At 64.1% G+C, this 26,190-nt stretch carries 22 protein-coding genes and 1 pseudogene; 7 read left to right on the top strand and 16 right to left on the bottom strand.

All coding sequences use genetic code 11. The annotated features are described in order from the left end of the window. Positions 1–52: 52 nt before the first annotated feature. Complete coding sequence (locus tag SO180_RS20555) at positions 53–250, bottom strand: hypothetical protein (RefSeq protein WP_007603456.1); 198 nt, start codon at positions 248–250, stop codon at positions 53–55. A gap of 197 nt (positions 251–447) precedes the next feature. After that, positions 448–1,389, bottom strand: coding sequence for an acetamidase/formamidase family protein (locus SO180_RS20550; RefSeq protein ID WP_449380658.1), 942 nt, complete (start codon positions 1,387–1,389; stop codon positions 448–450). A gap of 146 nt (positions 1,390–1,535) precedes the next feature. Between SO180_RS20550 and SO180_RS20545 the strand changes: the two genes are divergently transcribed. The 3 genes from SO180_RS20545 to SO180_RS20535 are packed head-to-tail and all read left to right on the top strand — an operon-like array spanning position 1,536 to position 4,354. Next, the gene (locus SO180_RS20545; protein WP_449380710.1) at positions 1,536–2,339 is read left to right on the top strand and encodes a YdcF family protein; all 804 of its coding nucleotides are present in this window, start codon (positions 1,536–1,538) and stop codon (positions 2,337–2,339) included. A 41-nt stretch (positions 2,340–2,380) separates the two neighbouring features. Further along, positions 2,381–3,163, top strand: coding sequence for a DUF169 domain-containing protein (locus tag SO180_RS20540; protein WP_449380657.1), 783 nt, complete (start codon positions 2,381–2,383; stop codon positions 3,161–3,163). Positions 3,164–3,175: 12 nt separating this feature from the next. Continuing rightward, a complete protein-coding gene (locus tag SO180_RS20535; RefSeq protein WP_449380656.1) occupies positions 3,176–4,354 on the top strand; it encodes a saccharopine dehydrogenase family protein in 1,179 nt (392 codons plus the stop codon). Positions 4,355–4,479: 125 nt separating this feature from the next. Here SO180_RS20535 and SO180_RS20530 read toward each other — a convergent pair whose 3' ends face one another. Beyond that, positions 4,480–5,676, bottom strand: coding sequence for an FAD-dependent monooxygenase (locus SO180_RS20530; RefSeq protein ID WP_449380655.1), 1,197 nt, complete (start codon positions 5,674–5,676; stop codon positions 4,480–4,482). A 147-nt stretch (positions 5,677–5,823) separates the two neighbouring features. Here SO180_RS20530 and SO180_RS20525 point away from each other — a divergent pair, with 147 nt between their 5' ends. Then, a complete protein-coding gene (locus SO180_RS20525; protein WP_449380709.1) occupies positions 5,824–6,294 on the top strand; it encodes a MarR family winged helix-turn-helix transcriptional regulator in 471 nt (156 codons plus the stop codon). A 63-nt stretch (positions 6,295–6,357) separates the two neighbouring features. Here SO180_RS20525 and SO180_RS20520 read toward each other — a convergent pair whose 3' ends face one another. From SO180_RS20520 to SO180_RS20490, 7 genes and pseudogenes are all read right to left on the bottom strand, one after another. Continuing rightward, positions 6,358–7,611, bottom strand: coding sequence for an LVIVD repeat-containing protein (locus tag SO180_RS20520; protein WP_449380654.1), 1,254 nt, complete (start codon positions 7,609–7,611; stop codon positions 6,358–6,360). Between the two features lie 111 nt (positions 7,612–7,722). Continuing rightward, positions 7,723–8,853: a substrate-binding domain-containing protein gene (locus SO180_RS20515; RefSeq protein WP_449380653.1), complete on the bottom strand. Its 1,131-nt coding sequence runs from the start codon at positions 8,851–8,853 to the stop codon at positions 7,723–7,725. Positions 8,854–8,929: 76 nt separating this feature from the next. After that, complete coding sequence (locus tag SO180_RS20510) at positions 8,930–10,015, bottom strand: ABC transporter permease (protein WP_449380652.1); 1,086 nt, start codon at positions 10,013–10,015, stop codon at positions 8,930–8,932. A gap of 27 nt (positions 10,016–10,042) precedes the next feature. Then, positions 10,043–11,590: a sugar ABC transporter ATP-binding protein gene (locus SO180_RS20505; protein WP_449380651.1), complete on the bottom strand. Its 1,548-nt coding sequence runs from the start codon at positions 11,588–11,590 to the stop codon at positions 10,043–10,045. Between the two features lie 305 nt (positions 11,591–11,895). After that, positions 11,896–13,161: an O-antigen ligase family protein gene (locus SO180_RS20500; RefSeq protein ID WP_449380650.1), complete on the bottom strand. Its 1,266-nt coding sequence runs from the start codon at positions 13,159–13,161 to the stop codon at positions 11,896–11,898. Between the two features lie 167 nt (positions 13,162–13,328). Continuing rightward, a pseudogene (locus tag SO180_RS20495) lies at positions 13,329–14,745 on the bottom strand (undecaprenyl-phosphate glucose phosphotransferase). Positions 14,746–14,869: 124 nt separating this feature from the next. Continuing rightward, entirely contained in the window at positions 14,870–16,003 is a 1,134-nt protein-coding gene (locus SO180_RS20490) for a glycosyltransferase family 4 protein (RefSeq protein WP_449380649.1), read from the bottom strand. 199 nt (positions 16,004–16,202) lie between these two features. Here SO180_RS20490 and SO180_RS20485 point away from each other — a divergent pair, with 199 nt between their 5' ends. Continuing rightward, on the top strand, positions 16,203–18,434 hold the full coding sequence (locus tag SO180_RS20485) for a GumC family protein (protein ID WP_449380648.1): 2,232 nt from the start codon (positions 16,203–16,205) through the stop codon (positions 18,432–18,434). A 406-nt stretch (positions 18,435–18,840) separates the two neighbouring features. On the opposite strand, the gene SO180_RS20480 is transcribed toward SO180_RS20485, so the two are convergent. Next, a complete protein-coding gene (locus SO180_RS20480) occupies positions 18,841–20,028 on the bottom strand; it encodes a GNAT family N-acetyltransferase (RefSeq protein ID WP_449380647.1) in 1,188 nt (395 codons plus the stop codon). Between the two features lie 134 nt (positions 20,029–20,162). Here SO180_RS20480 and SO180_RS20475 point away from each other — a divergent pair, with 134 nt between their 5' ends. Beyond that, positions 20,163–21,215, top strand: coding sequence for a polysaccharide deacetylase family protein (locus SO180_RS20475; RefSeq protein WP_449380646.1), 1,053 nt, complete (start codon positions 20,163–20,165; stop codon positions 21,213–21,215). 74 nt (positions 21,216–21,289) lie between these two features. On the opposite strand, the gene SO180_RS20470 is transcribed toward SO180_RS20475, so the two are convergent. Beyond that, on the bottom strand, positions 21,290–21,499 hold the full coding sequence (locus SO180_RS20470; RefSeq protein ID WP_449380645.1) for a DUF2842 domain-containing protein: 210 nt from the start codon (positions 21,497–21,499) through the stop codon (positions 21,290–21,292). Positions 21,500–21,593: 94 nt separating this feature from the next. Here SO180_RS20470 and SO180_RS20465 point away from each other — a divergent pair, with 94 nt between their 5' ends. Beyond that, positions 21,594–22,676: a COX15/CtaA family protein gene (locus tag SO180_RS20465; protein ID WP_449380644.1), complete on the top strand. Its 1,083-nt coding sequence runs from the start codon at positions 21,594–21,596 to the stop codon at positions 22,674–22,676. On the opposite strand, the gene SO180_RS20460 is transcribed toward SO180_RS20465, so the two are convergent. The 4 genes from SO180_RS20460 to SO180_RS20445 all read right to left on the bottom strand — a co-directional run. Beyond that, a complete protein-coding gene (locus SO180_RS20460; protein ID WP_449380643.1) occupies positions 22,677–23,072 on the bottom strand; it encodes a hypothetical protein in 396 nt (131 codons plus the stop codon). Between the two features lie 192 nt (positions 23,073–23,264). Beyond that, on the bottom strand, positions 23,265–24,545 hold the full coding sequence (locus tag SO180_RS20455) for an O-acetylhomoserine aminocarboxypropyltransferase (protein WP_449380642.1): 1,281 nt from the start codon (positions 24,543–24,545) through the stop codon (positions 23,265–23,267). Between the two features lie 133 nt (positions 24,546–24,678). After that, positions 24,679–25,263 (bottom strand): CoA-binding protein, encoded by a 585-nt coding sequence (locus SO180_RS20450; protein WP_449380641.1) that lies wholly within the window; start codon positions 25,261–25,263, stop codon positions 24,679–24,681. A gap of 130 nt (positions 25,264–25,393) precedes the next feature. Continuing rightward, positions 25,394–26,190 (bottom strand): enoyl-CoA hydratase (locus tag SO180_RS20445; protein WP_449380640.1); only part of this gene is annotated, 797 nt, incomplete at its 5' end.

The following is a 26,190-nucleotide window of genomic DNA, read 5'->3' as shown; positions in this document are numbered from 1 at the left end:
TGCAAATCGACCACCCCGTCCAAAACCGTCCGCGTTGCGCGCTCCTTGAGCCTCACGTCCTGCCATTGTCGCGAATCGACAAGAGTCCGTCTTTGATGGCGAGACGGATGCCTTCTTCGATCAAGGTCCGTGCGACGCCGGGAACGCTGGTGCCGTGGGTGCCCTGTCTCACCAGTTTTTCGAGATACGTGATGGTCGAGAGCGCCAAGGTTACGGGAATGCGGTCAGTCTCGGCTTTTTCGGTGGCCATGACACAAACGCTAGCCTCTTACGCGGGTACAGAAAAGTAACGTTTAAGACTCTATTTAGAAACGGGGAGGAGTCAAATCCGGATCGAACCGGTGTCCGAGACCATTGGAATCGCTGGAGAAATTCCGCGTGCCGGCGCGCCGCGCGATTTTCACCGGCGGCGGCTGTTGGATTGTGGGGGAGGGGCGGCGGGGCGAGCTAGCCGTGCACGAGCGATTTCTCGATCATGCAATGGATGCCTTTTGAGCCGTTGACGGTCTGCGTCACCCGCAGATCCGCGGCAAGGCTGCACAGCGTATAGGCGTCCTCGCGCGACAGGTTTCGTTTCTCGCCCAGGAGCGCGATCATGTCGCGCAGCGCGCGCACCACGCATTGGTCGAGGTCCGGGTCCATCGCCATGGTCATGTAGTGCGAGACCGTCTCTGCGCGTGGGTAGGCGAGCTTCATGTCCTTGCGCAGCGTGAGGCGGAAGCGGCCTTGCAGCGCGGTCTCGATCGCAGTGACGCAGACCTCGCCGTCGCCCTGCACGCCATGGCCGTCGCCGCAGGAGAACAGTGCGCCCGGCACGAACACCGGCAGATAGAGCGTGGCGCCCGCACCAAGCTCCTTGTTGTCGAGATTGCCGCCTATCGCGCGCGGAACCAGGGAGGAGATGCGGCCCCAGGCGGGCGGCGGCGCGACGCCCATCACGCCGAAGAACGGTTTGAGCGGCAGGTCGAGGCCCCAGGGCATGCGGCCGACCATCCGCGTCAGATCAAGCGGGATGTTGAGAATGCGCGTCTCGTGGAAATCGTCGGGCAGGGTGCCCGAGAGCGGCCTGATCAGATTGTAGCCCCAATCCTGCCGCGGCGTGACGTCGAGAATATGGACCTCGAGCACGTCGCCGGGCTCGGCACCATTCACCGCGATCGGGCCGGTGAGAATGTGGCCGGGCAGCATGCGCTCGCTCTTCGCATGAACCTCGAACAGCTCCGGTGGAATATGAAACTGGTTACGGTCGGGCAGCACGTCCGGCCCGCCGCTGATGGTGTCGACCGTCACCTCGTCGCCGCTCTCGATCGTGAGGACCGGCTTCAGCTTCGCCTCGAAGAAGCCCCAATGGCAGGTTTCGGGGCTGGACTGCAGGTGATGGTGGGTCATAGGGCGTGTCCGGTTGTTTTCGTTGGGACTCGTCATGATCGGGCTTGACCCGGCAATCGGTCCTCTTTCAAGAACATTTCTGAAGAAGGATCGGCCCGTCAAGGTCCGCCCATCGATAGGCTCGATGATCCCAAAGCGAGGCTCCCCTGTTTTTCGTCCTGTCCAAGACGCTCGGCGTCGCGCTCTTACCGATCAACTTCCTGGTCGAACTCGGCATCCTCTCGCTCGTCCTGATGGCGACGCGCTTCGCGCGAACAGGCCGCAGGCTTGCGGTGGCCGTGCTGGTCCTGCTGGCGCTCACCGCATTCTCGCCGCTCGGCAAGCTCCTGCTCTATCCCCTGGAGTCGCGCTTTCCGCCGTGGGATGCCTCGCGCGGCGCGCCCGACGGCATCATCGTGCTCGGCGGCTCCGTCGACACCGACTTGTCGGCGGCGCATCAAACGCCAGTCGTCGCCCGTGCCGCCGATCGCATGTTGGCGCCCGCTGCGCTCGCACGACGCTATCCGAATGCGCGCATCGTCTTCACCGGAGGCAGTGCCAACCTGATCTCGAACGAGGCGAGGGAGGCCGACTACTCGGCGCCGATCCTAGAGAGTGTAGGCATCCCTAAGGAACGCCTGATCGTGGAGCGCAACTCGCGCAATACCTACGAGAACGCGACGTTCACAAAGCAATTGGTCTCGCCGAAACTCGGCGAGCGCTGGCTGCTGGTGACCTCGGCATTCCACATGCCGCGCTCGGTCGGGATCTTCCGCAAGGCCGGTTTCGACGTCGAGGCCTATCCCGTAGATTGGCGAATGGGTGGGCGCGAGGATCTCCTCACCTTCAACGATATGGGCCGCGACGGGCTTCTACAAACCGATATCGCGGTGCGCGAGTGGATCGGGCTCGTGGCCTACCGCCTGATGGGCCGAACCGGCGAGTTGCTTCCGGGGCCAGCCAGGGACTAGAAACGGGGATACGAAAATCATCGCGCCGCCGGGAGGACGCCATGCAGCCAGCGAACGCCGAACCGATCGATCTCGCCGGCATCGTGGCCGACCTCAACACGCTGCTCCGACTGAAGACGACGGTGATCGGCATGAAGCTGTTTGCACGCGCCGAGGACATGGAGGCGATCCCGAAGATCCGCCGGCCGAATGCGGTTCACACCACCGACCAGATCGTGAGCATGGCTTCACGTCTCGGCTGGACCGTCGGCATCACCGCGGATGATCTCGTTGGCGCGCAGTGTCGCGCCGTGATTGGCCTCTCGCCACAGGACGAGCAATGGCTTGCGGGCGAGAATTACGTTGGCGTGTGGCATGGCACGGCCGAGGACGCGCGCAAGCGCCAGGAGGCGCTCGACGTGGTACCGTTCGGACAATACCGGGCGCTCGCGGTGAGCCCGCTGGCGAGCGGCCGGCTCGATCCGCCCGACATTTGTCTAGTCTATGCGACGCCGGGGCAGATGATCATCCTGATCAACGGGCTGCAATATACCGGCTACAGGAAGTTCGAATGGGGCGTGGTCGGCGAGACCGCCTGCGCGGACTCCTGGGGGCGGGCGCTAAAAACCGGCGAGCCCAGCCTGTCCTTGCCATGCTATGCCGAACGGCGCTATGGCGGCGTGCCGGACGACGAGATGCTGATGGCGATGAGCCCAGCACATCTTGCCAAGGCGATCACGGGCATGAAGGCGCTGGCGAAAAACGGCCTGCGCTATCCGATCCCGCCCTATGGAATTCAAAGCGACGTCCGCGCCGGCATGGGCGTGAGTTACGGAAAGAAGTAAAGGCTGCCGATCATGAGCTCTGCGAAATTCGACATCGTCGTCTATGGCGCGACCGGGTTCACCGGCCAGCTCGTCGCCGAATATCTGGCCGCGCAATACAAGGACGACAAGGCGCTGAAATGGGCGATGGCCGGCCGCAGCCTCGACAAGCTGAAATCCGTGCGCGAGGCAATCGGCGCGCCCAGTGACACGCCGCTGATCGTAGCGGATGCGGCTGATCCGGCGTCGCTGAAGGCGATGGTCGCGCAGACGAAGTCGGTGATCACGACCGTTGGTCCGTATCAGTTCTACGGTGAAGAGCTGCTCGCCGCTTGCGTGGCGGCGGGCACGGACTATTTCGATCTCTGCGGCGAGCCGGTCTGGATGCGGCAGATGATCGACAAGTATGAGGCGGCAGCCAAGACGAGCGGCGCGCGCATCGTGTTCTCGTGCGGCTATGATTCCGTCCCGTTCGAGCTCGGTACGTTCTTCGTGCAGGAAGAGGCCAAGCGTGTGCTCGGTGCGCCGGCTGCGCGCGTGAAGGGGCGTGTGCGCGATATGCGTGGCACGCTATCGGGCGGCACCGCGGCAAGTGCGAAGGCGACCTTCGATGCGGTCGCCAAGGACCTCAGCCTTGTCGCCATTCTCAACGATCACTTCGCGCTGACGCCCGGCTTCACCGGACCGAAGCAGCCGAAGGGCAACAGGGCGGCCTATGAGGAGGACCTGCAATCCTGGACCGCGCCGTTCATGATGGCGCTGATCAACACGCGTAATGTCCATCGCTCCAACATGCTGATGGGCTTCCCCTACGGCCGCGAGTTCGTCTACGACGAGATGGTGCTGACCGGTCCCGGCGAGAAAGGCGAGGCCAATGCGAAGCGTGTGATGGCTGCCAATGCCGAGAAGACCGGCCCGAATGCGCCGAAGCCGGGCGAGGGGCCGTCGAAGGAGGAGCGGGAGAACGGTCTCTTCAATCTGCTTTATGTTGCGATCGCGCCCGACGGCCGCCAGGTCCGCGCCGGCGTCACCGGCGACCGCGATCCCGGTTACGGCTCGACCTCGAAGATGATCTCCGAATGCGCGGTCTGCATGCTGCGTGACACGCCGGATGTGCCGGCTGGTTTCTGGACGCCGGGCGCAGCGATGCAGCACAAGCTGATCAAGCGGCTTGAAGAGCACGCGGGTCTGACGTTCAGGGTGGAGAAGTAGCCGCATATTGTAGGGTGGGCAAAGCGAAGCGTGCCCACCACTTCCGGCGCGGCGAGTTCAAGTGGTGGGCACGGCGCTTTGCGCCTTTGCTCACCCTACGACGGCGTGCGCATCGGCAGCGCTCGCTACGCCGCCCGCGCATCGTATGCATACATGAAATCCATCCCCTTCGAGCTCAGCGGCAAGAGCCATTTCAGCATCTGATCGCGGATGAAGGCGCCGGTGGCTGAGAATTCGCGCTTGCTGTTGCCGTTGCGGCGGGCGATCGCAACGATCTTTTCCGCGCGAGGGCGACGCTCGGCTTCGAAATTCTGGAAGGTAGCGCTGAACTCCTGGCCCTCCGCCATTAGGCGGCCGAGGCGAAGCGCGTCTTCCAGCGCGAGCGAGGCGCCCTGGCCGGCATGCGGGCTCGTCGCGTGCGCCGCGTCGCCGATCAGCAGCGAGCGCTTGCGCGACCAGGTCGGAAGCGTCGCGACGTCAAGCGTATCGGTGACCACGATGTTTTCAGCTGCCTCGATGATCGCGGGGATCGGATCGTGCCAGCCGCGGTGGAAGTCGCGTAAGTGCTGCTTGAGCGTCGCCTGATCCTGCGCTCGGAACATCGCCGCATCCATGCCGTGGGCGGGCTGCGTGCTCCACCACATCACGCCGTCATTTGGATCCGGGCTACAAAAGCCGTAGCCGAAGAAGCCGCTCTGGCCGAACGTGGTCTCGACGCATTGGCCGATCGGATGGCCCGCGAGCACGGCGCGCGGCACGAAGCCGCCAAAGCCGATCAGGCCGGTGTTGAAGGGTTTTGGCCCGTCCGGCACGACCTGGCGGCGCGCCACCGAATGCACGCCGTCGGCGCCGATCAGGAAGTCGCCTTCCGCGGTGGTGCCGTCGGCGAAATAGGCGATGATCGGCTGGTCGCCGCGGTCCTCGATCTTGATCAGGCGCTTCTCGAAATAGAGCGAGACGCAGGAGCACCAGGCCTTGTCGATCAGGATCTCGTTCAGCGTGGCGCGACAGATATTCACCGCGGGCTGGCCGAAGCGCCGCTCCATGTCGCGGTTGATCGAGCCGAGCTTCTGGCCGCTTTGCGAATAGAAGTCGAAGGCTTCAGCGATCGAGCCGCGGCTGGTCACTTCGCGCGCGAGCCCGATCTCGTCCATCACCTGCATGCCGTTCGGCGCGAGCTGCAAGCCGCCGCCGATCCCCTTGGAATAGGGCCAGGCCTCGAAGATCTGCGCCTCGATGCCGGCGCGGCGGAGCAGGATTCCGGCGACGGGCCCGGCGATGCCGGCGCCGATGATGAGGGCCTTGCGGGGGCGTGACGACATGGCTTGCTCCTGGGACTGCTGCGGTGCTAGTAAAAATCACGGCCACTGATTATCTTAGTGGCTAAGATATATATCTGCTAAGATATGAGGCTGGCCTTGTCAAGAGGGAAAGCGCGCGCGGGTTTGGTGCAGGAACTCGAGGAGGCGATGCGCCGCTCCTCGGCGCAGGGCGTGCTGTACGGCCAGGCCGTTGCGAACGTTGCTGGAATTTCCGGCTCCGACCTCGAATGCATGGACTTTCTGCAACTGGAGGAACGCGCGACCGCGGGGCGGCTTGCCGAGGTCACAGGGCTGACGACGGGGGCCATCACCGGCGTCGTCGACCGGCTGGAGAAGGCGGGCTATGTGCGCCGCGAGCGCGACGAGGACGACCGTCGCAAGGTGTTCATCACCATCGTGCCGGAGGCCACGGCCGAGATCGGTAAGCTCTACGTGCCAATGCAGCAGGCGATGCACAAGGTCTGGAGCCGCTATTCCGACGAGGAGCTGAAGCTGTTGCTGCGCTTTGCGACCGACGCCTACAAGGGCGTGCTCGAGGCGACGGAGGCGCTGAACGGCGTGCTCGCCACGCCGCCGGAGAAGCGCGCCAGTCTCAAGACGCCGAAGGCGCCTCGCTGATCAATCAGCATCGCGGCATGAACCGAGGATTTCGGTTCACCTCTCCCCATCGGGTTCACACGGCTAGCCCTTGTATTCCACGACATAGAGGCCGGCACTGAAATCGGTGACGTAACAGAGCGCGTTCTTGTCGACGAAGACGTCGGCCGAGTGCAGCACGACGGGACGGTTAGGCCGTGGGTCCATCCACTTCGCAGGCGGCGGCGGAACGAACGCGCCGATCTCCTTCGGGCGAAACTGATCCTTGATGTCGTACACGCGCAGGCCCGCATTCTGATAGGTCGCGAAGATGACCTCCTCGCTGTAGAATGCGTCGGGCCGGTTTTCGTGCACGTTGTGCGGGCCGAAATGGCCGCCGACCTTCAGATAGTCCTTGTTCGACGGCGCCGGGAATGTCGAGATGCTGATCGGATTGGACTTCACCTGGTTGTCGAAGATCCAGATCGGCTTGAAGCCGTCTTCCTGATTGTCGAGCACCGTCTCGTCGACGACGACGAGCAGGTTACGGTTGGGCAGGGGAAGCGCATTGTGCGTTCCGCCGCCGAACGGTGGGGCCCATACCTTGTGGGTGATGAGTTTCGGATTGGACTTGTCCTTGACGTCCACGACGGCGAGGCAGGCGTCGCGCCAGCTGCAATAGGCGACATCATCACGGACGATCGGATGGTGCAGGCCGAAACGGCCGTTCTTGGTCGGCCAGTTCGGCACCTCGCCGGCAGCCTTGTTCATCCCCGGCAACCAGTATTTTCCGACAAGTTGCGGTTTCGTCGGATCGGCCAGATCGATCACGATCATGATGTAATCGGTGAAGCCATCCAGCAGCGCGGAGGCATAGGCCCACCGGCCGCCGGTCCAATAGATGCGATGCAGGCCGGTGCCGTCGACCGGCATGAAACCGATCTGCTTGGGATCGCCAGGCGCGGAGAGATCGTAGACGGCCATGCCGGCCGACCAGTCGCGCTCGTCCTGCTTCTCGTCGGCGTGATGGTCGACGGAGCCCTTGTAGTAGTTCTTTTCGTCGGCAAGCTCGGCTTGCGCGAACATGTCCTTGTTGTGGATCACGAGGAGCTTGTCCTCGGCGGCCTGGAGATGCAGCGTCCAGGTGTTGTGCGGAGCGGCGACGTATTTGACGGTCTTTGGGCTCTTGGGATCGCGCACGTCGATGACGGAAAAGCCCTTGGAGAAGATGTGGCCGACATAGGCAAAGCCCTTGTGGACCATGATCTGCACGCCGTCGCAGCGTCCGCCCTGGTCGCTGTAGCCGACAAGCTTCAGGTTGGCGGTGGCGTAGTCGGGTTTGGGAAGATCGTTGCTCATCGGCTGCCTCTGCAAATTCCAATAGGGGAGGAAAGTCGTCCGAGGGTTCGGGAGGGAGGCGGCCGCAGCGACGAGTGCGACCGCCTCTGTGGTTGCTCGCTTCCGGTGCTGCTACTTCACGGCCCAGATCTTCTTGTATTCGTCGCGATAGCCGTTGCCGGGATCGAACTTGTTGTCCTTGCCGCCGTCCTTCTCGACATTGTCGGCGGTGAAGAGATGGACGTGGGGAACGAATCCGCTCGGCTTCTCGCCGGCGAAGGCGCGGTTGATCTCATCGACCATGATCCAGCCCTGAAGATTCAATGGCTCGGCCACGGTTGCGTTCTGATATTGTTTTTCCCGGATGCGCTTGAACGCAGGAACTGAACCGTCTCCCGCTGATATCTGCTGCGGGAATCCTTCGGCAGGATCCACGCCCGCCGCTCGCAGTGCTGGCGCCGAGAAGTCGTAATAGAGGTCGTTGACTGCGATCGAGTAGGTCCACTGCTTGCCGTATTTGGAAAGCAGCGACGTTGTGAGCTGGCCCATCCGGTTGGAGAGATCGGCAATCGGCGTATCGACGACTTCAAGCACCTTGCAGCCCTTGCAGCCTTCCACGGCAGCCCGCTCCGCGTTGGTCTTGGCGGTTGCGATGGCATAGATCGAGTCCGTGAACAGGATGACGCCGGCGTGGCCATCTGACTTCACGACAGCCTGGAGCCCTGCGGATTTCGCGACCTCGGTCGGATCAGTCGTCACGTTGGTGAAGACGGCGGGAATACCCTCGACCGGTCCCGGCGTCGGGCCGGCATGCCAGCCGATGATCTTGATACCGGCGGCAGCAGCCTGCTCGAGCAGAGGTTGCTGCTCCTTGCTATCGATGCCGACGTTGAGGATGCCGTTGGGCCTCATCGCGATCGCCTGCGTCAGCGCGGTTGCGTGTCCGGGCACGGTGCCCTGACCGTCGAGCTGGCGCACGTCCCATCCCAACGCTTTTGCAGCCTCCGCCGCGCCGTCGCCCGCGCCTTGCGCACCGCCATTGCGCTGATCGGTCGAGACGATGACGATCAGCTTCTTGCCCTGTGCTTTCGGACCCATGGTCGGCCCGTCCCATTTGGTCACGGGTGCTGCCACGTCTTGAAGAAAGGTCTTTGCCTTTTCGATATAGGCCGCGTCGTCATCGGCGCGCGCCCAGGCCGTGCCGAGCAGTAGCACGCTCGCCGACGTCAAAAGCCCTTTCAGTACGACTTTGCTCGCTATCATTGCTTCTCTCCCCGGATTGAACTGGCAGCCAGAAGCGGCCGCCAGGCCGGCTTTGCCGGCGGCGTACGCAGCGGCGTCAGGTGGCCCTGGCCGTCTCTGCGGATTTTGATTGGGTCGGCATTGCCTTTGGATCGCGTGGCGGCGGCTTGGCGACCGCACGACGGCGCTGCGCGAACGCTGCAAGCGCGATCGCGACGACCAGCGTCGTGCCGTTGAACAGGGGCTCGATGAAGAAGGCGCCGCCGAACAATTGGATGCCGGAAATGCCGACGGCGAGAATGAGGATGCCGAACACACTCCCCCAAACATTGACGCGGCCGGGCTTGATCGTCGTCGATCCCAGGAAGGCGCCGACGAGGGCAGGGAGAAGGAAATCGAGCCCCACATTCGCCTGGCCGATGCGCAGCTTTGCCCCGAGCACGCAACCTGCGAGCCCGGTGATGACGCCGGAAGCCACGAACACGCCGATCACATAGGCCCGCACCGGAATGCCGTTGAGCGCGGCTGCCTTCTCGTTGGCACCAATCGCGTAGATGAAACGGCCGATCGGCAGGCGCTCGCTGACGATCCACAAGACAATTGCAAGCCCGATCACGTAGAAGGCGGGGATCGGTATGCCGAATACCGACGCCCAATTAATCGCAACGAAATCGGGCGGCAGATTGCCGATAATCTGGCGGCCTTCGGTGTGCCAGAGCGCAAGCGCATAGAGGATCGTGCCGGTGCCCAGCGTCGCGACGAAGGCATCGACCTGGGCGACTTCGACCAGCACGCCATTGACGAGACCGACGAAGCCCGCGCAAGCCACGACCAGCAGGATCGCGATCGGCCACGAGATGCCGTATTTCACTTGGAAGCTGATCGCCAGGATGTGCCACATCACGATGCCGAAGCCGACCGTGAGATCGATGCGGCCGGCCATCATCGGCAGGGTCGCAGCGAGCGCCAGCAGCGCGACGATGGATTTGTCCGCAAGGATCGAGCGTGCGTTGAGCCAGGTCGGAAAAGTATCCGGCAGCGCGATCGAGAAGAAGATGATCAGGAGCAACGTCAGCAACGGCAAGCCGTACACCGGGAGCAATCGCAAGATCGCCTGCCCGTTGGTCAGCGCTGCGAGTTCGGGTCGCGTAGGCTCCAGGGCATTCGACTTGATGGATTGCATCTTAGGCCTCGGACAGTGAGCCGCCCCTTACGCTGCGACGGAGCTGCCCGCGACGCTGGCGGAAGCGGCGGACAACAGATTGCTGATGGACAGATCGTCGGAATGAAGCTCGCGAACGACGTGGCCGCGGCTGAACACCAGCGCGCGATGGCAGACCTTCGCGATCTCCTCGAAGTCGGTCGACACGATCAGTATGGCGGCGCCTTCGGAAAGCGCCACATCGAACAGCTTGTAAATCTCTGCTTTCGAGCCGACGTCCACGCCGGCCGTCGGGTCCTCGAAGACATAGACCTTGGATTTCAGATTGAGCCAGCGCCCGATCGCAACCTTCTGCTGGTTTCCGCCGGACAATAGCTCGATCGCCAGGTTCGGATCATTGGGCCGAAGATCAACAGTCACGCCGAGCCGCCTGGCCGTTGCTCGCTCCTTCGCCGGCGCAAGCCAGGTTGAAGCCGCGTGTCCTGCTGCGAGGGGATTGAGGAAGAAGTTCTCCCGCACCGACAGGCCCGGGACGATGGATTCTCCGACGCGGTCCGCGCAGACGAGGCTGATTCCCAGATCCATCGCACTCCGCGGAGAATTGATCTCGACGGGCACACCGTCGATCAGGATTCGTCCGCTGGTAACCGCTTCCATGCCGAACAGCGCGCGGCCGAGGGCCTCCTGGCCTGCGCCACGCAAGCCGACGAGACCAACGATTTCGCCGGCGTGGATGCGGCAGTCGATCGGCCCGACGGACGTCATCGATGCATGGTCGAGCCCGAGGCGAGCTGCGCCTTCGCGCTCGGCGGGCCGTCGGAAGACCTGAGATGGCTCGCGTCCGACAATGAGCAGGATGGTTTCATCCGGCGATGTCTGCGTGATCATGCGCTCGCCGGCCATCCGGCCGTCGCGCAATACGACCATCCGGTCGGCGACTTCGAACACCTCGTCGAGCCGATGCGAGACGTAGATCATGCCTACACCGTGATCGCGCAGGCGGCGGAGTGCCGTGAACAGGCGCAATACCTCGTCCGCAGGAAGACTTGCGGTCGGCTCATCAAGCACCAGGATTTCCGCGTCAGTCGCGAGCGCACGGGCGATCGCGACCAGCGATTTCTCCGTTCGTGTCAGGCTTTGGATACGGAGGTCCGGATCGATGTCGGCGCCGAGTCTTGCAAGGGCAAGCTCGGCCCGCTTGCGCGCCTTGGTCCAGTCGATGACGCCGAAACGGCGGGGATAGCCGAGGGTCAGGCAGATGTTTTCGGCAACCGTCATCCAGTCGATCAGTCCGAGATCCTGATGGATGAACGATAGGGGCAGGCGCCTGACCGAGGACGTCATATCCTGGCCTGCATAGGAGATGGTTCCGCTGTCGGCGGAGTACACGCCCGCCAGGATTTTGATCAGGGTCGACTTGCCCGCGCCGTTCTCGCCAAGAAGAGCGACGACCTCGCCGCGGCCCACGGCCATGCTCACCTCGTTGAGGGCCTGGGTACCGCCGAAGCGCTTGCACAGACGATCGATCCGAAGCACCTTGGACTGAGTGCCCTCGGGCGGCTCGTCATCACTGCGCCGAGGGCCATCGCCTGTCACTGCGGCGCCCCTCCCATTTCGCAGACGATTTCCTCGCGAACGACTTGGTTCGTCTTTTTCATCATTGTGCAACCGCGCTTCTTTGCGTCGCGACCTGCATTCGAGCCCCATTTCGTCCGAGCAAACGGCTCTCGCGAAAGGTCAATCGATTAGAATTGTCGGGTCTCCGCTTGTCAATCGAGATGTCTGCGCCTGAGCATCACGGATTGGACATATTCGAGATGGTTGGACGCAGCGCAGCAGGACGAGGAAAAGACAAGGCGCGGCGTCCCGCTGGCCGTGTGCCGCGTTTTGCGAAACGCTTGCTAGGACTCCAGCGAAGCCTTGCCAACGTCCGAGTGCATCGCCTTATAGGCCTGCGCGGCCGCGATCGTGCCCCACATCGCCCCCAGCATCATCCAGAAATGCCGCCAGTGGTCGGTGTCGATGATAAAGCTTTCGCCGACGGTGCCGACGAAGGCAGAGAAGATCGCTAGATAAGCGCGCTGCCAGGGCACGCGTACGAAGACGTGGCGAAAGCCTGTGATCACGGTGGTGAAGACCAACGCGGGATAGCAGATGCCGGAGAGCCAGCCTCCCGACATGAAGGCGTTGAGATAGGAGTTGTGGGTATCTTCCGGGAAGTAGCGGTGGAATTGCAGGGGACCGATGCCGAACGGCAGGTCGAGCGCCATCTCCGCGCCGAGGATGTGGCGACCGAAGCGGCCGAAGCGGCCTTCGTCATAGCTCTGGTCGAAGCTCGCGCGCTGCTTGAACATCTCGGCGATGGAGTCGAATGAGAGCAGGATGGCGACCAGCGCCAGCCCCAGCGCGGCCGCAACCAGCGCCATGACGATGATGCGCGAGCGCTGCGCATTGCTCGGGCTGGTCAGCACCATGAGCGCCAGCATGAAGCCGGAGGTCAGGATCAGGCCGCCCCAGGCGGCACGGGAGAAGGCGAGCAGGATCGCGAGCGCCATGATGGCGAAGGCGATCGCGTTGCGGAACGCCTTGGCCAGCCTGTCCGAGACCACGCTTTGCAACGAAAACAGCGCCGGCAGGATCAGGAACGCGCCGAGTACGTTCGGGTCCTTGAATGTGCCGCGCGCGCGCTCGTAGAGCGTCAGGAGGTCGTGGCCGCCGGGAACGAGATTGAAGTAGCCAGCGATTGCCGAGGTGGAGGCGACCATCGCGCCGACCACGAGGCCGCGCCGCAGCATGTCGAGCCGCGCCGCCGTATCCTCCGATGTGACCATGGCGAAGAACACCACCGTCACCGCCATGTACCAGGAGGTCGCGATCCAGCTTGCCACCTCGGACTGGCCGAGCAGCGGAATGGCGCTCACGGTGTAGCCGACATTGAGCAGGATCAGCAGCAGCACGAGCGGCATGAAGACGAGGCGAAGCCGCAGGCCGGTGGCGAAGAAGGTGACGGTCGCAAGCAGCGTCACGATCTCGTAGGGGCTGGGCTCGATGAAGACGACCGCGCCGGAGGCGCCGGCCAGCCACACCATCGCGCGCTGCAAGGCCAGCACGCCGGGCGCAGCAGGTCGCGCTACGTTCATTCCCCCGGCTGTCGCCGCATACGCCATCATACGCTCACGCAGTTACGCAGTTTCTCGACACAACTTCCGCAGTCATGCCCCGCGAAGGCGGGGCATCCAGTACTCCGCGCCGTCAGTGGTGACGTCCGCTGCCGGTGATTACTGGATCGTCCGGTCAAGCCGGGCGATGACAGCTTGGCTTGGGCGATCCACCATCAATACGCGTTCTCGTTCTTGGTCAGCAGCGAGATCGGCGTCTTCAGGAGGATGTAGAGGTCGAACAGCACCGACCAGTTCTCGATGTAGTAGAGGTCGAACTCGACGCGCTTCTGGATCTTCTCTTCGTTGTCGATCTCGCCGCGCCAGCCGTTGATCTGGGCCCAGCCGGTGATGCCCGGCTTGACGCGGTGACGGGCGAAATAGCCGTCGACGGCCTCGTCGAACAGGCGGCTCTGGAGCTTGCCCTGGACGGCGTGCGGGCGCGGGCCGACGAGGGAGAGATTGCCGGAGAAGATCACGTTGAAGAGTTGCGGCAATTCGTCGAGGCTGGTCTTGCGGATGAAGCGGCCGACGCGGGTGACGCGCGGATCGTTCTTCGTGACGACCTTCGAGGCTGTCGGGTCAGCCTGATGGTGATACATCGAACGGAATTTGTAGACGTCGATGCGCTCGTTGTTGAAGCCGAAGCGTTTTTGGCGGAATAGCACGGGGCCGGGGCTGTCGAGCTTCACCGCCAGCGCCACCAGCGCCATCACGGGAAGGGCCGCGAGCAACGCGAGGCCGCCGACGATGCGGTCGAACAGCCATTTCATCACCAGGTCCCAGTCGGTGATCGGCGCCTCGAACACGTCGAGGGTCGGCACCTCGCCGAGATAGGAATAGGAGCGGGGACGGAAACGCAGCTTGTTGGTGTGCGCGGAGAGGCGGATGTCGACCGGCAGCACCCAGAGCTTCTTCAGCATCTCGAGGATGCGCGTCTCCGCCGAGATCGGCAGCGCGAACAGCACGAGATCGACGCGGGTGCGGCGAGCGAACTCGACGATGTCGTCGACCTTGCCGAGCTTCGCCGCGCCGGCGCAGGTGTCGAGCGCGCGACTGTCGTTGCGATCGTCGAACACGCCAAGCACGTGGATATCGGAGTCCTCCTGCGCCTTCAGCGCCTCGACAAGCTCTTCGCCGTTGCTGTCGGAGCCGACGATGATGGTGCGGCGGTCGAGCCGGCCCTCGCGCGCCCAGGTACGCACCAGCGTTCGCAGCGCCAGGCGCTCGGCGACGAGCGCGGCGAGGCCAAGGAAGAAGAAGGCGGCGAGCCACAGCCGCGAGACTTCACTGCCGACCCTGGCGAAGAACGACATGCCTATGAACAGCAGGAACACGAACGACCAGGACGAAATCATCCGCGTCATCTGGCGGAGCTGACCGCGGAAGAGCTGCACCTGATACATATCGGCGGCCTGGAAGCAGATCACGGCTGCCAGTGCGGCGGCGCAGATCGCGGCGAGATATTCCCAGCGGAAGCCGGTCTGCGGCGCGACATAGCCTGTCTCTTATACACATCACAAAGGGCCTGTCAGCGGGTGCGGCCGCGCTGGTGGCGGCGTCGAGCATCGAGCGTGCGTTGAGTGGTTCCACAGTCGTCCACGTCCATTCCTGACACCCCGCCGGGCGCGCATTTAGGCGCGCGAAGCGCGGGAGTCCCCCTCGCTCTCGCTTATCGGACAAATCGGAAGAAATTCTAAAACCGCCTTAAGAGCGGTTAATGATCGGTAAATGCGTCGCGATAGCCGGCAAGCACGCCGTCCACCATCGCCTGCTGGGAGAAGTGCGTCGAGATCCGCTCGCGCAACCTCGCCGCGCGCTGGCTCGTCGCTTGAGGATCGTCCAGCGCAGCCCCAATGGCCTCCGCCATGGCCTCGGCATTGCTCGGAGCGAAGAGGGCGGAACTCCCGGCGTCAAAGATCTCGGGAATGCCGCCGACCTTCGCGGCGATCATGGGGATGCCGGCCGCACCGGCTTCGATCACGACATAGGGCATGGAATCGCCGCGCGAAGGAACAACCAGCAGCCTCCCCTTGGAGAAGCCGTAGCGCGCCTTGACGTGGCCGATGAAGCGGATCGAATTGGTCAGGCCGAGCCTTTCGACCTGCGCCTTCAGCGCCGCCATCTCCTCGCCGTCGCCGCCGAGTGTCAGCGTGACGTTCCGACCCTGACCGTGCAGACGCGCCACGGCGTCAACGAGGAGATCAGCGCCCTTGATGTGCCGAAACTCGCCGACATAGGCGAGGTCGGTCGCATCGTCGGCAATGACGACGGGCTCGAATTCTTCAGGCGTTACGCCGTTGAAGACGCAGCGCACGACGCCTTTGGGCTTGCCGACGATGCGCTGATAGGTGTCGCGGGCAAAGGCGCTTTCGAACAGGAACAGGTCGGTGCTGTTGGTCAGGGTCCGTTCAAGTCGCGCGTAAAACTCGCCCTTGAAGGTGTGCAGAGGATAGTGCAGCGAGCCGCCGTGCGGGGTGTAGATGCGGATGGTGTCGTTCGAGCGCCGCCTGAGCCGCACGAAGGCGCCGGCCTTGGCGCCATGGCCATGCATCACATCCGGCTTGAGCTTGGCGATCAGGCGCCTCATGCGCAGCCAGACGAGAAAGTCTTCGGGCGATGGGTCGCGGCGGATCGCGAGTCGATAGACGCCGAGCTTCAGGCGTGGCGCGATCTCGGCCAGCGCGTTCGCTGCGCGCTCCCCACCGGTGAGATCGTCGGCGAGAATGCCGACATGATGTCCGCGATCGACCTGGCCGTTGGCGAGATCGAGGATATGACGGAAGATGCCACCGACCGGGGCACGCACGGCGTGCAGGATGCGAAGCGGCTGGTCGAGAGAGGGGGGCATGATCTGAACCAGCGCTCGCGAGCGATGACGGAGCAATCCACTGAATTATCGATCCCGATTAAGCGGCCTCATGGTTAACAAACGGTATTCGCGCATCGCGCCCTGCACGCGTGCGGCGCGATTAACCCAGCGGCAACCATAATGGAGTGTAATCGCCTCGGTTGAGGTGGGCGGCGGCGTTGCCCTGCGGGAGTGTGCGATGCGTTTTGCGTTCTGGCGTGACGGCAAGGACAAGGCCGTGATCGAACGGGCCTTGCACAAGCCCGAGCCGATGCTCGCGGCCGGTGTCGCGCGGCAGGCGCAAGCCGAATCCGGCGACATCGATCTGCACGCGCTCGGCGCTGCGCTCAAGCGCAGGCGCGGCTTCATCATCGTGCCGACGGTGCTGGCGCTGGTGCTCGCGCTCGCCGGCGTCAATCTGGTGACGCCGCGCTACAAGTCGGAAGCCCGCATCCTGATCGACGGGCGCGAGAACGTCTTCCTGCGTCCGTCCAGCGACCGCAGCACCGAGGAGCGGCAGGCGCTCGACGCCGAGGCCGTCACCAGCCAGGTGCAGCTCGTGCTGTCGCGCGATCTGGCGCGCGAGATCATCAAGAAGAACAAGCTCGCGGAGCTGCCCGAATTCGACCCGGTCCTGCGCGGTATCTCGCCGCTGAAGTCGCTGGCGGCATTGTTCGGAATCGGCCGCGATCCGTTCTCGATGACGCCGGAAGAGCGGGTGCTGGATGCCTATTACGACCGCCTGACCGCCTATGCGGTCGACAAGTCGCGCGTGATCGTCGTCGAATTCCAGTCGACCGATCCGGACCTCGCCGCGCGCGTCGCCAATTCGATCGCCGACGGCTATCTGGTGCTGCAACAGAGCGCGCGCCAGGAGCAGGCCAAGTCCGCCAGCGCGTGGCTGTCGGGCGAGATCGAGAACCTGCGCAGGAAGGTTTCGGAAGCCGAGGCCAAGGCCGAGGATTTTCGCTCCAAATCGTCGCTGTTCGTCGGCACCAACAACACCACGCTGTCGAACCAGCAGATGGGCGAGCTCAACACCCAGCTCAACAATGCGCGCGCGATGAGGGCCGATGCCGAAGCCAGGGCGCGGCTGATCCGCGAGATGCTCCAGAGCGGCAAGCCGATCGAGGCATCGGAGGTGCTGAATTCCGAGCTGATGCGCCGGTTGTCCGAGCAGCGGGTGACGCTGCGGGCGCAGCTCGCCGAGCAGTCCTCGACGCTGCTCGGCAATCATCCGCGCATCAAGGAGTTGAAGGCGCAGATCGGCGACCTCGACACGCAGATCCGTGACGAGGCGGGCAAGATCTCCCGCTCGCTGGAGAACGACGCGCGGATCGCCGGCAGCCGCGTCGACAGCCTCACCGTAGGCCTCGAGCAGCTCAAGAAGCAGGCGACCTCGACCAACGGCCAGGACGTCCAGCTTCGCGCGCTGGAGCGCGAGGCCAAGGCGCAACGCGACCTGCTCGAGACCTATCTCGCCAAATATCGCGAGGCCAATGCCCGGGAGACCATCGATACCGCGCCGACCGAAGGTCGCATCATTTCGCGTGCCATCGTCTCGAACACGATCGCCTATCCGAAGAAGCTGCCGATCGTGCTCATCGCCACGCTGGCGACGTTGCTGCTTAGCACCGGCGTCGTCGTCACCGGCGAGCTCCTGCGCATGACCGCGCCGCGCGCAATTGCCGCATTCACGCCTGCCTCAGCCGCCTCGCGCGCGACTGCCCCCAGTGAACCAATCGTCGAGCCCGAGCCCGAGTCCCAGCCGGTGGTGAGCGAGCCGCCGCCGCTCCAGCCGGAGATGGCTTTCGATGCAGGCATCACCGAGTTCGCCGAGATCGAACAGCTCGCCGACGGCCTGCGCAGCGCCGGCGCCGCCGCGCGCAAGGTGACTGTGCTCGGCACCGCGGCGGGCGAGGGCATCACGCTGACCGCGTTGACGCTGGCGCGCCATCTGGTGCGCGATGCGCGGGTCGTGGTCGTCGACCTCGCCGCATCGTCGCCGACGATTTCGGCCATCTCGGCCGACCCGGCAGCACCGGGCCTTGCCGAGTTGATGCAGGGTGAGGCCTCGTTCGCGCAGATCATCACCAAGGACAAGCTCTCGCGCCTGCAGCTGGTGGCGGCAGGTCGCCCTGGCTTCGACCGCAGCCTTCTGCAATCGCCGCGCGTGACGCTGGCGATCGATGCCTTGCTCCGTGTCTACGACCACGTGCTGCTCGACGCCGGTAGCGCCTCCGACCTGCCTGCCGAGCTGCTGACGACGAATGCCCGCGCCGTCGTGGTGCCGGACGCCGTCATGCCCACTGAGGCCCGCACCTCGATGTGCGAGCAGCTCAAGGCGGTCGGCTTCAGCGAGGTGACGATGCTGAGGAAGCCGGTGCAGCCGTCGGATGCAGCGGAGGTGCCGCGCGTGGTGGCGGCCTAGGTAAGGGCGCACCGATGTGCGGAGCACTCGGCTACCAAAAATCGGATGTGGCAGCCCGTTCCTTGTTACAAGACTACAATTAGCACTTGCGCCATTAGGAAACCCAACGTCGGCGTTGCTGGCGAGGGACTGACTGATTGCGATAACCTCGCGCATCGGTGGAGTAATTTCTCGGCCTGGGGGGTGTGGGATGGCGCACTACCGAGCTTACCTTCTGGATCAGCACCGCCATGTTATAAGCGTGGCCAATTTGCAATGTGCCAACGAGCAGGAAGCGCGAGAACGTGCGCAGCAGCTGGTTGATGTCAACGACATCGAGCTATGGCAACTAGATCGGCTTATTGCGGTGTTTGAGGCTGCCACAACCCGAGCCAAGGCAGCTCGCGGGTGCGAGGAGCCGTAGGCCTTACCCAAACGCCCGCCGCAGCTTTCGCGCCAGGTCGAACAGCATCTGGTTCTGCTTCACCAGGCGCTTGCCGTGGCTCAGCGAGGACATTGCCATCGCCGCCAGCCTGCCACGCGAGGTCAGCGGGACGAAGCTGTCAAAAATCTCTTCGTCGCCCTTGCAGAACAGGCGCTTGTAGTCGTCCGAGCCGATGCCGAGATCGAGCGCGTCATAGCCGGCTTCCGCGTAGCGGTCGATGATGTTCCGCATCAGGATCAGGCCGGGGCTGAAGCGCGAATGGTCCGACGTCGTGTAGGTGTTGAACATCGTCGAGAAGCGGCGGCCGTCGGCGACGCCGGCGAAGATCGCGATCACTTCTTCGTCGCATTCCAACGCATGGATGTCGATGACGCGGGCCTCGCCGCGCGGTGTCAGGCAGGCCGTTCGGATGAAAGCTTCGACGCCAGGCTCGGCGAACACGTTCGGCAGCTTCTGCTCCGCCATCCGCGCGGGCTTGACGCGAAAGAACCAGTCGAGCAGGCGCGTGATGTCGTCGTCGGTGGTGGGGACGTGATAGCGGTAGCCGGAGAGCGCCTGAAGTTTCTTTTCCTTGCTCTTCAGACGCCGGCGGAAGGAGTTGCTGATGCGTGACGCCGGCGGGCAGCCCGGCGGCATCGCGAGCAGTGGGCAGCCGTTGATGGAGTTTTGGCGCGGCAGAAGCGCGAACGGGTTTTGCTGGTCGCGCCAGCGCATCGGCTGCTGCGATAACGCGAGCACGTCGATGCCGCCGCGCGCGCGCAGGGCCGCGAACAGCGCGTCGAGATCGGCGGTGTTGGCCTGGCCGACGAAATCGGCGTCCCACAAGCCCATGTTGAAGGTCGTATGCTTGCCGCCCATGAAGCAGGCGACGGTGACACCATGGTTTTGCCGCGTGCACAATGGCAGCACGACAAGCGGCCGACGCTCGGCATCGCGCGCAATGACGACGAACGGCGTCGCGCCTTCGTGCGCGCCGGCGAGACGCTGCCAGGGGGTGAGCAGGTCGAAGCGCTGATAGGGTGTTCCGAAATGGCCGGTCTTCTCCAGCGCACGCCAGACCGGTTCGGCCATGGCGAGATCGCTGACGATGTCGACCTCAGCGATACGGCTCGTTTCCGACCGCGCTGGCGCTTCTGCCGTCCGGCTTTGCATCGCCGCAGCCATGGTCATTCGCAAAACCTGTCGAGAAAATGGAAAACAAGCGTGGTTCGGCCTGTGGCCGACCTTTGCAAAGAAATGTCAACAAAGGGTAAGGACAATGGAAAGGGGAACCGGCCGCTCGCCGGTTCGTAATGGGTGGGATTTTGGCATCCGACGATCGATGGATGGAACGGCTGCGGCTGGAACTGGCCTGGTTCACCGGCCAGCACCGGCTGCGCGGACGAAGCGCAGGCGGCGCCGGAGCGATCCTGCGCTTTCAGCGCGTCAGGCCGCGCGGGCGCGCGCCGTTCCAGCCGCTGCTTGCCAATGAGATCACGCCAAAATTCCTCGACCGCGTGCTTTACGCGTTGAAGCGGTGGAAGTTCGACATCGTCAGCATGGACGAGGTCTGCCGGCGCGCGGTGACGCTGCCCGAGCGGCGGCGCTTCGTGGCGCTGACCTTCGAGTGTGCGTACAAGGATCTCGCCACATTCGCCTATCCGGTGCTGTCGCACCACGGCGTGCCCTTCACGGTCTACGTGCCGACCGCCTTTCCCGACGGTGTCGGCGAAGCCTGGTGGCTCGCGCTCGAACAGGTGATCGCGCGCGAGAGCCGCATCAGCCTGATGATGGGCGAGAAGGAGCAGCGTTTCGTCGTCACGGAGCGCGCGGAGAAGCAGGAGCTGTTCACGCTGCTCGAAGAGTGGCTCAGAACCTTGCCGCCTGCGGAGCTGTCGGCTGCGATCAACGATCTCTGCAAGCGCTATCGGGTCGATCTCGCCACCATCCGGCGCGAGACGTCGATGGATTGGTCGGATCTTTCTAAACTTGCGGCCGACCCGCTGGTGACGATCGGCAGCGCGACGGTGAACTATGCCGCACTCGCCACCATGAAAGATATTGCCGCCGCGCGTGAGATGGCGATGGGCAAGGCCGTGGCGGAGTCTGCGTTCCACCGCGAGATCGGACACTTTGCCTATCCGTTCGGCGACCGCATCTCGTTTCGGCGCAGCCACGTGGTGATGGCGGAGGAGGCGGGCTTTGCCAGTGCGGTGTCGACGATTCCTGGCATCGTGGACGTCGAGGGGCGGACCAATCTGCGCGCGTTGCCGCGGATTTCGTGGGACGGCCGGCGCCGCTCGCTGCGGATGCTGCGCGTGCTTGTCTCCGGCGTGACGTTTCCGCCGGTGAAGCCGACGGGCAGTACGTCGTCTTGAGTTAAGTTCGATCCGGCCGGATGAGCGGACACCCGAGCTTGCTGCCGACAAACGCGCAAGCGCGTTTGCGTAGGCTAGGCCGGGTCGGGCCGCTGCATCCAGCTCACGACCGGCATAGCCGGCAGCACCCAGCCCATGCCGACCACGACGTAATAGATCGCCTGCCGCCAGCCGGATTCCGCGATCCACGGCATCTGCGCGAGCGCCATGCCGATCAGCGCCCACGTCGCCGCCAGCACCAGGAGCGCGATTGTACCGAGGAACTTGCGGGTGCGGATTTTCATGGGGGAAATTGCGGCTTTCGCGTAACTTGCGCTGCGGGAGCGGGCGACTATAAGGGGCGCGCAGCCTGGTTCAAGCATTGGTTTTCCGGCCGAAATGACCACGATATCAGCTTCGTCCGACCCGCATCGCGCCGTGCGCTGGTGGCTCATTGCCGTGGCCGCGCTGATCGCGCTGATGGTGCTGGTCGGCGGCGCGACGCGACTGACGGAGGCCGGGCTCTCGATCGTCGAATGGAAGCCGGTAACGGGCGCGCTGCCGCCGCTCACCGAGACTCAGTGGACAGAGGCCTTCGACGCCTACAAGAAGATCCCGCAGTATCGCGAGCTCAATGCCGGCATGAGCCTGTCTGAGTTCAAGACCATCTTCTGGTGGGAATGGAGCCACCGGCTGCTCGGCCGCTTCATCGGTGTCGCCTATTTGTTGCCGTTCCTGTTCTTCCTGTGGCGCGGCGGTCTATCGAGCGAACTGAAGCGGCGGCTGTGGTTGCTGTTCGGCCTCGGCGCGCTGCAAGGCGCGGTCGGCTGGTGGATGGTGGCCTCCGGGCTCTCCGAACGTGTCGAAGTGTCGCAGTATCGGCTTGCGACGCATCTGGTTCTGGCGCTGCTGATCTTCGCCGGCATCATCTGGACCTTGCGGCGGCTCGGCGCGCGGCAGGAGATCGTTGCCTCAGCGCGACTGAAGTTCACGAGCGCGGTGCTCGTCGTCGTGACCTTCGTGCAGCTTTATCTCGGCGCGCTGGTGGCGGGTCTGCGGGCAGGGCGCGCCTACAATACCTGGCCCGAGATCGACGGCGCATTCATCCCGTCGGCGGAACGGCTGTGGTTCGAGACGCCGTGGTGGCGCAACCTGTTCGACAACGTGCTGACCGTGCAGTTCGAGCACCGCATGACGGCCTATACGCTGTTCGCGCTGGCGGCACTACACGCGTTCGATGCCGTGCGCTCGCGCGCAGGTTCTGCTGCGGGCGGCGCCGTGTGGCTGTTTGCGGCGGTGAGCTTGCAAGCGATGCTCGGCATCCTGACACTGCTTAACCAGGTGCCGATCGGCCTTGCGCTCGCACATCAGGCCGTCGCGATCCTCGTGCTGACGCTGGCGGTGATGCAGGCCGAGCGGCTCGCGGCGCGAAAGCCCGCGGAGACCTATTCGCGCGTCGTCCGCGCGAGCCAGGCTGGCTGATCAGCAATAGCCGTAGACGCCGCAGGCGTAGGGCAGGCGCCAGAAATAGTCGACCTGCGGGCCGCCGTAATACGCCCCCTGATAATCATAGTCCCAGGGCCGGCCGTAATAACCCGGCAGCGTATGCGCGCCCGGCAGGAGCGGGGTGCCCGGCAGATTGCGGATGTAGCTGCCGACGCCGTAGGCCGGCGAGATCAACGCGTCCGGATCGGTCTCGACCCAGACCTTCGGCGGCTCCGCCGGTGCGATCGTGGTGCGGTATTTGTAATGCGGACGCGGCAGCCCCGGCGGCAAGCGCTCGACGTGTCGCTTCTTGTGCACGACGACCTGATCGGCCGCGAGCGCGCTGGTGACCATCAGCATCACGGCCAGAGGGCACATTATCCAGCGCAGCATGGTCGGCTCCGAATCAATCTGGGCGACCCAGTATGTCAGCCAATTGCGCGAGGAGCGTTAACGAGAGCCCCGTCATTCCGGGGCGTCGCGACGGGACCGCAAGCGCGGCCCGGAGCGACGAACCCGGAATCCAGAAGCTGCGGCGCGAGATTCCGGGTTCGCCTCTTCGAGGCGCCCCGGAATGACAGCAAATTACGCGCCCAGGGCCTGTTCGAGGTCCGCGATCAGGTCCTCCTTGTCCTCGATGCCGATCGACAAGCGCACCACGTCGGGGCCGGCGCCGGACTTTACTTTGGCGGCATCGTCGAGCTGGCTGTGTGTGGTCGAGGCGGGGTGGATCACCAGCGAGCGGGTGTCGCCGACATTGGCCAGATGCGAGAACAGCGTCAGCTTCGACACCAGGCTGACGCCGGCGTCATAACCGCCCTTCAAGCTGAAGGTGAATACCGCGCCGGCACCCTTCGGCGCGTATTTGCGCGCGAGCTGATTGTACTTGTCGTTCGCCAGACCCGCATAGCTCACCGACGCCACGGCGGAGTGGCCGGACAGGAATTCGGCGATCGCCTTGGCATTGTCGCAGTGCTTCTGCATGCGCAGCGGCAGCGTCTCGATGCCGGTGAGGATGAGGAAGGCGTTGAAGGGCGACAGAGCAGGACCGAGGTCGCGCAGCCCGAGCACGCGGCAGGCGATCGCGAAGGCGAAATTGCCAAAGGTCTCGTGCAGCTTGATGCCATGGTATTCGGGGCGCGGCTCGGACAGCATCGGATATTTGCCGTCCTTCGACCAGTCGAAGGTGCCGGCATCGACGATGACGCCGCCGATCGAGTTGCCATGGCCGCCCAGAAATTTCGTCAGCGAGTGCACGACGATGTCGGCGCCGTGGTCGATCGGCTTGATCAGATAGGGTGTCGCCAGCGTATTGTCGACGATCAGCGGCACGCCGGCCTTGCGGGCAACCGTGGAGATCGCCTCGATGTCGGTGATGCTGCCGCCGGGATTGGCGATGGACTCGACGAAGATCGCCTTGGTGCGCGGCGTCACCGCGCGCTCGAAGCTCGCAATGTCATCGGGATCGGCCCACACCACGTTCCAGCCAAAGCTCTTGAACGAGTGGGTGAACTGGTTGATCGAGCCGCCATAGAGCTTTCGCGCGGCGATGAATTCGTCGCCGGGCTGGAGCAATTGCTGCATCACCACGACCTGCGCGGCATGGCCCGAGGCCACCGCAAGCGCGGCGGTGCCGCCTTCGAGCGCTGCGACGCGCTCTTCCAGCACCGCATTCGTGGGATTGCCGATGCGGGTATAGATGTTGCCGAACGACTGGAGGCCAAACAGCGAGGCGGCATGATCGGCGTCGTTGAAGACGAAAGAGGTCGTCTGATAAATCGGCGTTGCGCGCGCACCGGTCGTCGGATCGGGCTGTGCACCGGCATGCACGGCAAGGGTCGAAAATCCCGGAAGGCGATCGCTCATTCGTGGCGTCCTGTTCTTGGGTCGTCTGAAAACGCGCGGCATGCTGATCGGGGCCGCGCCCGGCGTCAAGCCGCGTCAGCTCGAAACGTGCTTCGCTATGTCGCGCTCAGAACTTGAACCTTTTTCGGGTGCGTCAGCTCTGCTCGGTCTTGTTCTTGGCCGCGCGATCGGCCGCTGCGGTATTGCCGCCGCCGACGCTCATGCGATTGAGCGACAATTGCATGCCTTGCGTCGGCGCGGGCGGACGTTTGGAGCTGAGCGTGCGCGAATTGACGCCCATCCAGGATATTTCCGAGGATAGCCGGCCATATTCGATCTTGGGACAGCGGTTCATCACGACCTTGATACCAGCGGCCTCGGCCTTCTCCGCGGCCGCGTCGTCGCGTGCCCCCAGCTGCATCCAGATCACCTTCGGCAGCGGATCGAGCCTCAACGCCTCCTCGACCACGGGCATGATGTGGCTGGAGTTGCGGAAGATGTCGATCATGTCGACCGGACGGCCGATATCGGCGAGCGAGGCGACGAAGGGCTTTCCGATGAGCTCCTTGCCGACATGACCGGGATTGACCGGGATCATGTCGTAACCGCGCTGCGCCAGATATTTGAACGCAAAATAACTCGGCCGAACATTGACCGGCGAGGCGCCGACCATCGCGATCGACTTCACGCTGTTGAGGATGCCGCGGATGTAATTGTCGGGATAGGCGTCGTGATTCATTTTGCTCTTTTCTCTAGCCCCTCATGGCGAGGAGCGCGGAACGTGCGTCTCGAACCATGAGGCCACCGGCGGGGCCTTCATCCTTCGAGATGCCGCGTTCCGCGGCTCCTCAGGATGAGGAGTTGGCTGCTTACCTATCTTCCCATTTCGGCTCGCGCTTTTCGATGAACGCGCCGATGCCTTCCTCGGCGTCGCGCGCCATCATGTTCTCGGTCATCACCTCCGCCGCATAGCGATAGGCATCCGCAAGGCTCATTTCGGCCTGGCGGTAGAACGCCTCCTTGCCGAGCTTGACGGTGTAGGCAGATTTCAGCGCGACCTGTTCGGCCAGCGCAATCGCGGCATCGCGTTCGGTGCCGGCCGCGACCACACGGTTGACGAGGCCGATCTCGCGGGCACGTGTGGCGGGGATCGGCTCGCCGGTGAGCAGCATTTCCATCGCCTGCTTGCGCGGCACGTTGCGCGACAGCGCCACCATCGGCGTCGAGCAGAACAGGCCGATGTCGACGCCGGGCGTCGCAAAGCTTGCGGCGTCCGAAGCGATCGCAAGATCGCAGCTCGCGACGAGCTGGCAGCCGGCCGCCGTCGCGATCCCCTGGACGGCTGCGACCACGGGCTTGGGCAGGCGCACGATCGCCTGCATCATCGCGCTGCAGGCGTTCATCATCTCGGCGAAATAGGCGCGGCCGCGATCGGGATCGCTGCGGCGCGCGGTCAATTCCTTCATGTCGTGGCCGGCGGAAAAGGCCGGGCCGTTGGCCGCAATGACGGCGGCGCGGATGCGCTTGTCCTCGGCAATCGCGTTGAAGCTCGCATGCAGCTGGCCGATCATCGCCTCCGACAGGCTGTTGCGCGCGGCGGGGCGGTTCAGCGTCAGCACGGCGACGCTGCCGACGATCTCCCGCAACAGGATCGGCGGTTCCGGGG

It is taken from the genome of Bradyrhizobium sp. UFLA05-112 (genome assembly GCF_053572325.1).
The sequence above is the reverse complement of the archived record's forward strand: the minus strand, read 5'-3'. Positions and strand labels throughout refer to the sequence as shown.